The sequence below is a fragment of the Gemella sp. 20925_1_85 genome (assembly GCF_041433735.1).
In the GTDB taxonomy this organism is placed as follows: domain Bacteria; phylum Bacillota; class Bacilli; order Staphylococcales; family Gemellaceae; genus Gemella.
In genome coordinates, this window is sequence record NZ_JAPWCC010000010.1 from 28,659 (window position 1) to 40,661 (window position 12,003).

Annotated in this window: 3 protein-coding genes; 2 read left to right on the forward strand and 1 reads right to left on the reverse strand. The window is 35.7% G+C overall.

Features of this window, described 5'->3' with window-relative positions:
• The first annotated feature begins 31 nt into the window (after positions 1-31).
• On the forward strand, positions 32-262 hold the full coding sequence (locus tag O3884_RS04640) for a hypothetical protein (RefSeq protein ID WP_371452035.1): 231 nt from the start codon (positions 32-34) through the stop codon (positions 260-262).
• Positions 263-449: 187 nt separating this feature from the next.
• Here O3884_RS04640 and O3884_RS04645 read toward each other — a convergent pair whose 3' ends face one another.
• On the reverse strand, positions 450-1,283 hold the full coding sequence (locus tag O3884_RS04645; RefSeq protein WP_371452036.1) for a YwqG family protein: 834 nt from the start codon (positions 1,281-1,283) through the stop codon (positions 450-452).
• Between the two features lie 1,040 nt (positions 1,284-2,323).
• On the opposite strand from O3884_RS04645, the gene O3884_RS04650 reads away from it, so the two are divergent.
• Positions 2,324-11,308, forward strand: coding sequence for a YSIRK-type signal peptide-containing protein (locus tag O3884_RS04650; RefSeq protein ID WP_371452038.1), 8,985 nt, complete (start codon positions 2,324-2,326; stop codon positions 11,306-11,308).
• Positions 11,309-12,003: the final 695 nt, after the last annotated feature.

Sequence of the window (12,003 nt, forward strand, 5' to 3'; positions counted from 1 at the left end):
AAGAAAAGAAGTATAGAAGGGGTTGTTAATTATGGAAAAAGTACAAGATGTTAATGCTCGTTTGTTAAGTGATTTATTGATGAATATGAAGGAAGCAGTGGAATTCATAAAGAAATTGCAAGAGTTACCCGAAAAAAACATAAAGATGATAGAAGTAGAATACTATTGTAATAATTGCAACAGATATTTTGATGCTGAAAGTCAAGGGTTTGGGTATCCAACGTGTCCGTACTGTGGTTCGGATAATGTTTCAGACTTCTAAGAAATTATAAAAATATATAATCCCAAAAAGGACAGAAAGTAAATTTTTACTTTCTGTCCTTTTAAACGTTCCATTAATTAAGATTTTATACTAAATAATAAAAAAAATCTAAGCAGCAAATTGCTGCCTAGATTTCATTTCCTATTTTTCTCTATATTCCGAATTTGACAAAGAGCCCCAAGCAAAATTAGCAGCAATCCCAGTTGAATAATGTATCTTCAAAGTCTAAGTTTGCTAATTTTTCTTTGTTGATAAAGAAGTTTGCCACTCCTGAATCTCCCCACATAATTAGATTATCTTTTGTGTTTGGATCCCATTCACTTTCTATTTGAAGAAGTAATGTGTCGTATGCTTCTTTATTCTCAGGATCACGAGGATCCCATTGAACGAATGTTGGATAACCGCCGATAGCGTGTTTAACGCCATCAAAAGCTTTAAATAGAGTTGCATAGACTTCACTATCAAGGTCTTCGTATAAATCTTCTACTTGTTCCTCTGGGAATAATTCTCGGATAGCGTCTTTTGCGATATCTTCGAATAAGAAGTCCGTAGCTGTAATTGTTGAAGTTCCTTTGTTGAAAGTTAACGCAAATGATGCATCTTTTTCTTGGAATGGTGAATAATCCTCGTCGTTATCTTCGCTAGGAAGACGATACTTACTTAGTACATCTCCGTTTGTTATGTTTTCGTCTATATCTTTGATATATTTTACAACATTAGTTCCTTTAGAATCTAATCCGAATGAATCATCGCGTGAAATCCAGAATTGTACTAATCCTTCTTTAGGATAAATATCATTTTCTGGAAGTTCAGTGCAGTTGATTTGAGCTAGAAGTGCAAGTTGATTGCCTTCTGCATCTACTGGTACCTCGGCATCTTTTGCGATGTACGGTACTCCTCCGAATTTACTAGTTTTAACATTAAGACCTCTATCTCCGTTGACAGAGATTCCGATATATTCTTTTGTATGTTCATTTTTAATTTTTTCTATAACTCTATTGATATTTTCAATTGTAATCATAAACCCCTCCGGTATATGTGCGTATTTTAATTTTTCTTTGAATAGAGTGTTATACCCTCGAATGCATAACACATGTAGAATAATTTCAAGTATATTTTTGTGGTGAAACTTTATAAAATTTGATTAAAAGTGCTTGCTTGATTGTCATTAATCAAATTGTAAAAAATTGTCTAGATATTGTACATAATAGTTAGATGTACAATATCCCACGCTTTCATTCTATCATACGTCTAGAGCTTGGTCAATAGAGCAGAGAGCCGTATTGTAAATATTTATACAAAGTATTGTTTGATAAAAATATGGGTGATAATTTCAATGTTCGAGATTTTTTTCAGAGTGGAGATATATCTATAATATTTGTTCCGTAATTTTGTAATTAGTGTAGTTTAAAAAATGCTATACTTCGGTTTTTATATAAAAATTATAGAATATAAAATAAATAATAGTTTGTATTTTTAGTCTAAATTAGTAAAAATAATTGTTTTATTAATGTAAAAAATATAATTTTATAGGTAAAATTAATGGATGAAAATCAGAAAGAATATTAGATAAAAACTTTATAATACCAAAGTTTTTCATGTGTTTAGTTTATGAAAGAAATTTAATCCGATTATATGTATATATTGGGTGTTTTGTAGAGTTATTAGTCCTCATAATCAGAAAAAAATTTTATAATAATTTTAGTTAATTATCAATTGAATATACAGGTGAAAACCTTCTGAAAAGCTGTTTCCAAGCTATTTTTCAGTATTTTCCAAAATAAAGAAGAATTATGGATATTGAATATCTATAGTTTTTTAAATAAAAAGAGGTAGATCGAGAGGTTTATTTTTTGGACAAAAAGGATAATATTTGGTATTATTAGTAGTGGAATTCAAAAAATGGATTTCAAATTAGTAGTATGCGTTTAAGTTAAATATCGTAATCAAAAAATTATAGATAAAGAGTTGAAAAAGTTTTAGTTTAGAAGAAAATATATCATAAGAGAAGATATTTAATTTAACGCTAAAAAGTTATATATATCAATAGGAGGAATTTTAATGGTAGGAAAAAATAACAAGTACTTAAAAACCACTAAAGAAGGTACAAAAGTTGAATCGTACTCTATTAAAAAATTCAAAGTTGGTACAGCATCAGTAGTAATCGGTGCTAGTATCTTTTTAGGTGCTGGAGCAGTGTCTCAAGCAGCTGAGGAAGTTTCTAATAACACAACTGCGGACAACACAACAAACGCAGGGGCAAAAGAAGAAGCACCAAAAGCAGAAGCACAACCGGCAAAAGTAGAAAATACGAAAGAGAGTGTTGCATCAGCGGTAGCTGAAAAAGTTGAAGCACCAAAAGCAGAAGCTAAAACTGAAACGCCTGCAAAAGCTGAAGCAAAAGCAGCTGACAAAACAGCTCTTAAAGCAAGTATTGAAAACTTAGAGCAAAAATTAGCAACAGCTAAAAATGCTGATGAGGTTGCATTAAAAACAGCTCGTGAAGAATTAGCGAAAGCAAAAGAAGTATTCGCAAAAGCTAATGCTACTCAAGATGAAGTTAATACGAAAGTAACAACACTAAACGTACTAACTTCAGTAGTGGCAGAATCAGAAGCAACTGGAACAGCTGCGAAAGACGAAGCTAAAAAAGCTGAAGAAAAAGCAAAATCAGAAGCAAAAGAATCTAAAGAAGTTAAAGAAGCTAAGAAAGAATTAACTCAAGTAACTTCAGAGGCAGAAGTAACTAACGTACTAGCTAATGAAGCTATTCGTAAAAACGAAGTTAAAATCGAAGCAAAACCAGCTGTAGAAAAAGCTGTAGCTAAAAACGAAGAAGTTATTAAAGTAGCTAACAACTTACTTGGAAGCGATAATGTAACTAAAGAACAAATCGCAAGAAGTCTTGAAGAATTAAGCAACTCTATTAAAGCGGTATATGCTGAATTAGAAAACGCTGGTGTTCGTCGTGACGGTAGATATGGAGTAGCTCTTTCAGCTAACGAAGGATATACAGCTTCTACTACAGAATTAAGAAAAGAAAATGGTGAATTTCTTGGATCTACAGGTAAATCTTACAAAGTACTAGATGGTAACGCTAACTATAAAGTTTATGTTCATGGATATCAATCTGAGAACACTGAGAGACCAGCGGCTAATAGTGGACAAGCCGGGGTTAGTGGACGTACAGATATTCCTTTATCAAAAACAGAAGCTCAGAAACTAGGACGTGAAGCAGAACTATGGAAAGGTAAAATTCGTGCTACAGGAAAAACTAATGGGAATACAATATGGGGAGCAGGAGGTGCCTATGAGTACCTAGCCACAGAAATCTATGGTTATACTTATGAACAAGGAAACCACTATGTATATCTTAAAGATGTAAAAAAACGTTTTAGTTTATCACCAGAGGCAACTGCTGCAGGATATACAATTACAAAAGTTGATATGAGCAACTTACCTCCTGGATTAGCTTATAATGCAACTACAGATACTGTAGAAGGATATGTAGCATCTACTCTTCAAAATGGTGTATATGACATGCGTTATGTTTTAACTGTAGAGAAAGGTGGAGCTACTCAGCAAGTTACTTTCAGAGACTTAACAGCTGGATGGGTAGGATGGCAAGATTCATCTGCACCAGTTATTCAAGGAAAATCAAAATTAGTAACAATAGGCGACCAAGTCAATCATAATATTAAATATGTTGATAACGATGGAATGAGTCGTGATGAAAGAGCTGATTATGTATACAGAAGTAATGGAGAAAAAGTTGTTGCCGGTTCAAAAACGGCTCCTGGAGGCACGAGTGGAGCAACCTTTACTGCAGTTGATGGATCTAAAGTAAATACCGAGAACGGGCCACAAACTGTCACAGCCCATACTGCCTTAAACGGTAATTATACGGGAAGTAAAACTTCAATCAATGATGTCGTACCAGGATTAAATTACGATCCAAAAACTGGAGACATTACTGGAACAGCAAGTGAAGCTGGAATTTTCACAGCGGCTGTTTATGCGAAAGACTATAACAATACAACCAATGCGAAAAATCAGGATTGGAATATGTATGGTCAAGAAGCTCATGAAAATATTACAATCGCAGTAGCACCTAAGATTACAGTTAAGAATGTTGAAGCTTATGCAACAAATGTACCTGTAGCAATTTCAAATGGTGCGAATAAAGCTGAAATTACAATGCCAGATGGAACAGTTACTAAATTAGTAGCTAAGAACGGGAACTGGGTTGTAGCTGCAGGAACTACAAACACAGCAGTTCAAGAAGGAGCGGTATTAGCGCCAGTTGCAACTTCAGGAGAATCAACTATTAACTTAACAGTGACTCCAGAATCTACAAAATACGTTGGTGTGGATAATATTGCGGCAAAAGCAACAACTGATAAGGTTAAAGCAAATATTCAACGTGAATTTGCTATGGTAAATGACGCAGCAGGTAATACGTATAAAGCGGTATTTAACCGTGCAACAGGTAAATATTCATTACCTACAGAAAAAGCTTATGAATTAAAAGACAATGGTAATGGTACATCAACTCTTATTGAACGTCGTGTTTATACAGATGCTCAAGCAAATGGTGATGTTAAATTCGTTGTTTATGAATTTGAACGTACATGGAATGCAACATCTTCAGCGCCAACATTAGTGGATAAGATTGCAGAAATCCGTAAAAATGGTGAGGTAACAGCAGTAGGTAATGTTACACGTACAGAGACTCTAGTTAAAAAAGATAACACATCTTCAGAACAGGGTATGATAGTTACAGTAAGTTATGACTCAGTAACAAACCAATGGACATCTTCTGACGGTACAGCAGTAACAGCTAAAGAATCAAATGCTGGTTGGGAAGTTGAGACTGCATCAGGATTTAAAGGGTATGTAGCATACCGTGAAGCTGGTTCAACTGACGTAGCATCAATTCAAAATGCTAAACCAACAGGGACTTCAACAAGTTACTCAGAAGCAAAAGATGCTTCAGTAGATTTACTAAAATCAGAAAAAGCCAACGTTGATTTCACAGATACAATCGATGATAAAACATCAGCAACAGATTCAGATACTATTAAAACAAAATTAACAGTAACAGCTCCAGATGGAAGCCAAAAAGTATTTGATGCGGCGAAAGCTGAAGAAACAGCTTATATTCAAGCACAACGTACAGCGGCAGCTAAAACTCAAGCGGCAGCAACGGCTGTAAAAGAACAACAAGATTCACAAAATGAATTAGCACGTCTTCAAGAACTATTAGATCGTTCAACAAGAACGGTAGAAGATGCTCAAGCAGCATTAGACAACTTGAAATTACGTACAATTTCTCCAACAGCTCAAGAATTAGCAGAAAGAAAACTTGCGCATGCCAAAGAGTTTAAAGCATCTATTGAAGCGCAACTAGCAACAGCTCAAACAAATCTATCAACAAAAAATACTGAAGTAGAGTCAACACGTACAGCTGCTTTAGAAGCTGAAAAAGCGGTAGAAACAGCTCGTGCAGCACTTAAAACAGCTGCAGCAGCAAACCTAGCAAACCCAGAAATCGCAGCTTACACATTAGGACAATATGGAAGCTATAAAGTTACAGTAAGAGCAGTAGACTCAAACGGTGTTGTAACAACTCCAACAGTAGGAGGAACAGATTCAGGTGAAGTAACTGATGATGCAGTAGCAGAAACAACTTACTACATCGTAGTACCTAAACCAGAAATTTCTTCAGGAGCTCAAGATACTCCACAAAGCGATACTATGGAAAAAGGATTCAAAACTGGTCTTCCTGAAAATTCTACTGTATCTGACTATAAACTAGTAGATCCAACAACAGGAGAGAAAAAACCTTCTGTAACTACTGATGAAGGAACTTACACAGTAGATCCAACAACAGGAAAAGTAAGCTTCACACCAGCTCAAGGATACATCGGAACTGCTAAACCAATTTCAGTAGCAGCTAATGTAACTATCCCAGGAGAAGATGGTAACCCTGTAACAGTAGGAGCATCAACTACATATACACCAACAGTATATGGTGTTAAAGGTAATGCTGATACAACTAAAGATATACAAGGGGCAGTCCAAACTTCTAAACCAGGAAGTGAAAGATTCTCTAAATTAAACACTCCAGAGAACACTCCAGATGGTACGAATGTTGATCTAAATACAGCTAAGTATTCATTAGAAGGTGCTGACAATGAAGGAAAAGTTGTTGTGCCAAACGAAGGAACTTACACAATCGATCCATCAACAGGTGTAGTAAAATTCACTCCACTTCCAACATTCACAGGAACAGCTCAAGGTGTAGATGTAAAAGTAACAGCTAATGCGACTGATAAAGAAGGAGCTACTGTTGAAGTAACAGCGACTGGAAAATACACTCCAGTAGTTGAACCTGCATCTCCAACTGCAGAAGCGGCAACATCAACAGACGTACAAGGTGCAACTCAAGAGCAACCTGTAACATTCAACGATTCGAAAACAACAATCGATGGTGTTGAGAAAAAAGTACCAATCGATCCAACAACATACACATTATTAGATGAAAATGGACAACCAGCTACAGAAGTACCAGCTAAAGACGCTACAGGAAAAGTAGTAGGTACATACACTGTTAAGAATGTAGATGGAAAAGCAGTTGCGGTATTTACACCGACTGATAAAACATATGTTGGTAAAGTAGAACCAGTAACTGTTCAAGCAAAAGATAAAAACGGAACACCTGTAACAACTACTTATACACCGAATATTACACCGGTAACACCAACAGGAACACCAGCAACTTCAGAAGGAATCCAAGGTTCACCTCAAGAAGGAACTCCAACATTTACGCAAGGACACCCAGTTGCTCCAATTAAAATCGATGCAACACAACCTGCTAAATTAGTAGACCCAACAACAGGTAAACCAACTGATGAACCAACAATTCCAGCTAAAGACGCTAAAGGAAACACAGTTGGTACATACACAATTGATCCAACAACAGGTAAAGTAACATTCACGCCTAACAAAGACTTCGTAGGTACTCCAGTACCAGCAACAGTAGAAGTTAAAGATGCGAATGGAACACCAGCAACGGCGACTTACACACCAACTGTTAAACCAGTTACTCCAATTGGTAAAGTTGCATTCACAGAAGATATCCAAGGTGCAACTCAAAGTGGTAAACCAGCCTTTGAAGGTGGTAAAACAACAGTAAATGGTAAAGAAGAAACTGTACCGATGGATGATACTGTACCAGCAACATTCGAAGATGGTAATACAACTAAGACAATTAAAGGAGAAGGTACTTATACAGTAGCTCCAGACGGAACAGTAACATTCGTACCAGAAAAAACATTCACAGGAAAAGGTACAACATTAACAGTAATCCGTAAAGATAAAAATGGAACACCAGCTCGTGGAGAATACACAGCGGTAGTTCACCCAGTAACACCTACAGGATGGGATGTAATTTCTGCAGATATCCAAGGTCAAGAACAACACGGAAAACCTAAGTTCAAAGGTGGAACAGTAGAAATCGGTGGAGAAGAGAAAACTGTAGAAATCGATGAAAATGTAGCACCAGTAGTACTTGATCCAGCGACAAAACAACCGGTAGCAGTTGGAACTCCAATAAAAGTTGAAGGAGAAGGGGAATATACTCTTCAACCAGATGGAACAGTGAAATTTGTTCCTGAAAAAACGTTCGTTGGTGAAGCTAAAGGGGTAATCGTTCAACGTGTTGATAAACTTGGACAACCAGCTATCGGTAAATATCGTCCAATCGTTATCGGAGCTAAACCAAAAGCACAACCAGCTACTTCACAAGACGTTCAAGGTCAGGTTCAAAAAGGAACATTAACATTCATCGATAGTGTGGTAGATAAAACGACTGTACCTGATATCGATCACCCAGATGTAAAAGTAGCAGTTCAAAAAACAGTACCGATTGATCCAGCAACATACACATTATTAGATGAAAATGGACAACCAGCTCCGAAAGTTCCTGCAAAAGATCCAAATGGAACTGTAATTGGAGAATACACTCTTGAAGTAGTAGACGGTAAAGCTGTAGGAGTATTAACACCTAATGCTACATACTACGGGGAAGTACAACCAGTACGTGTTCGTGCTGCAGATACAAATGGAATCACAGTAGAAACTACTTACACACCATACATTACGCCAGTAACACCAACAGCGACTCCAGTTACTTCAGAAGGAATCCAAGGTAAACCACAAGAAGGTACACCAACATTCAAAGAAGGTGACAAAAAAGTACCAATTAACCTAGAAAAAACGCCAAAACTAGTAGATCCAACAACAGGTAAACCAACAGATGCAACATCTGTAGAAGTACCGAACGAAGGAACATACACAATAGATGAACATGGAAAAGTAACATTCACACCAAAACCAAACTTCACTGGTGAAGCTAAAGGAATTGAAGTTCAACGTGAAGATAAAAATGGAACACCAGTAAATGGTAAATACACTCCATTCGTTAAACCAGTAACACCAAAAGGTGATGAAAAAGAAACACAAGATGTTCAAGGTGCACCACAAAAATCAACACCAACATTCACAGGTGGTAAAACTACTGTTAATGGTAAAGGAGAAACAGTAGAAATTGATACTACAAAACCAGCTAAACTAGTAGATCCAACAACAGGACAACCAACAGATGAAACAACTGTAAAAGTTCCAAATGAAGGAACATACATAATCAATCCGGAAACTGGAGAAGTAACATTCACACCGGAACCACAATTCAAAGGTAAAACTTCTGGAATTAAAGTTCAACGTGTCGATAAGAATGGAACACCGGCAACAGCGACTTATACACCAACTGTAGTACCAGTAACACCAACAGGTGAAGAAAAAACTACTGAAGGTATCCAAGGAGCAACACAAAAAGCAACTCCTAACTTCACACCAGGTAAAACAACTGTTAATGGAGTGGAGAAAACAGTAGAAATCGATAAAACTAAACCAGCGAAATTCGTAGATCCAGAAACTGGTAAACCAACAGATAAAACTACTATTAAAGTACCGAACGAAGGAACATACACAATTGATCCGAATAGTGGGGAAGTAACATTCACACCAGAACCAAAATTCACAGGACGTGCAACAGGTGTAACAGTTCAACGTGTTGATAAAAACGGAACGCCAGCTGAATCAACATACACACCAACAGTATTAGGGGTAACACCAAAAGGTAAAGAAGCTAAATCTAAAGATCTACAAGGTGAAACTCAAACAGGAAAACCAACATTCAAAGGTGGAAAAACAACTGTAAATGGTAAAGAAGAAACAGTAGAAATCAACGAAGACAAACCAGCAACATTCGAAGACGGTTCAACTACAAAAGTAGTACCAAACGAAGGGACTTACACTGTAGCACCAGATGGAACAGTAACATTCGTACCAGAACCAAAATTCACAGGTGTAGCAACAGGTGTAACTGTAAAACGTGTTGACAAAAACGGAACACCAGTAACAGCGAAATACACACCAACAGTAATTCCAGTATCACCATCTGGAGAAGATGTAACATCAGTTGGTCCTAAGAATACACCTCAAGAAGGAACACCAGTCTTCAAAGGTGGATCAGAAACTGTTAACGGTAAAAACAAAACAGTAGAAATCGATAAAGATGTACCAGCGACATTCGAAGACGGTTCAACTACAAAAGTAGTACCAGGAGAAGGTACTTACACTGTTGATAAAGACGGAAAAGTAACATTCACTCCAGAAAAAGACTTCGTAGGTGTAACAAAAGGTGTAACTGTTAAACGTGTTGATAAAAATGGAACACCAGTAACAGCGAAATACACACCGACAGTTCTAGGAGCAACATCAACTAAAGATGTAGTATCTGAAGGGCCAAAAGGTAAACCTCAATCAAATACTCCAGTATTCGAAGGAGATATCGATAAAGATGTACCACCAACATTCGAAGACGGAAAAACTACAAAAGTAGTACCAGGTCAAGGAACTTACACTATCGATCCAAATGGAAAAGTAACGTTCACTCCAGAACCAGAATTCGTAGGAACAGCATCTGGTGTAACAGTTGTTAGAAAAGATAAAAACGGTAAAACAATTTTTGCATCTTACACACCGACAGTTCGTCCAGACACTATCTTCAGAGATAAAGAAGGAAAAGAAATTCCAGGATACCCAACTGAAGATGGAACAACTCCGAAGAAAGATATCCCAGGATATAGATTCGTAGAAACTGTAACTGACAACGATGGAAATACAAAACACGTGTACGAAAAAGTTAAAACATTCTTCAAAGATAAAGAAGGAAAAGAAATTCCAAATTATCCATCAGAAGAAGGAGAAACACCGAAGAAAGATATCCCAGGATATAGATTCGTAGAAACTAAGAAACTTCCAAATGGAGATACAGAACACGTATACGAAAAAGTTAAAACAAGCTATGTAGATAGCAAAGGAAAAGAAATTCCAAACTATCCAACAGAAGAAGGGGAACAACCGAAGAAAGATATCCCAGGATATAGATTCGTGAAAACTGAAAAACTTCCAAATGGAGATGTTAAACACGTATACGAAAAAGTAACAACTCCAGTAGTAGAAAAAACTACATCATGGGTAGATGAAAATGGAAATCCATTAAAACCAGTAGAAAAAGGAACAAAAGTTCCAGGAGAAATCTCAGGATATGAATTCGTAAGAACTGTAACTGACAAAGATGGAAATGTACGTCATATCTTCAAACCAGTTACTCGTATCCCAGAAGAAAACAGAACTACAACATGGGTAGACGAAAATGGAAATCCTCTAAAACCATCAGAAAAAGGAACTAAAGAAGCAGGAAAAGTTCCAGGATACGAATTCGTAAGAACTGTCGTAGACAAAGAAGGTAACTTAGTGCATGTCTTCAGAAAAGTAACAAACTCTGATGAAAAAGTACAACCAAAACGCCTAGCTAACACTGGTGAAGGTGGAGTTGACACTGGATTAGCAGGATTCGGAGCATTACTTGCGGGTATTGCTGTGGCTGTAAGAAAACGCCAAAGAAAAGACGACTAATTTAGAAATCTAAAAAACTCTTAATGATATATATGGACCACCCTCTAGATAATAGAGGGTGGTTTTTTGTGCTTATTGAGTTGAGGTATGGTGTTATGAAAAATGAAAACAATGAGGATGTATAAATTTCTAAAGGAAGGATAATGTGAAAAAATGTCAAAAAAGAATGCAATTTAAAGTATATTTTAAGTAATATTTATAGTTTTTTAAGTTATTTAAAGTATATTTTAAGTAAAGTGTAGTTATTATATTCAGTGTTGGTTTTTGCAACTTAAAAGTTGATTTAAAGGTAATTTTATGAGTTGTTACATTGTTTATAAAAAACTGTTATAGCGGCTAAGTTTTATTAGAAAAACAAAATTTTCAAAAAAATTTTTGAAAAAAATTTAAGTATCGATTAAAATGATTACAATAATTACATAAGTTGTTGCTAATAGGTTACTTTTGTTATAAAAGTTAATTTAAAGGTGTTTATTAAAGGTGTAATATTGTATAAAAAAGTAGATTTTTAAAGATTGATAGGAAAAATTAAGGGAAAAATAGTAGACATAATAAAAATATTTTGGTAGAATAATAACAGAAATCAAATGAATTTCAAAATTAGTAAAAAATATATATAGTTAATAAATTAATGGTAAGAGGTTAATTTATATTTGGAGAAATATTATATTGGAGTTTCATAGAAAAGTAATATG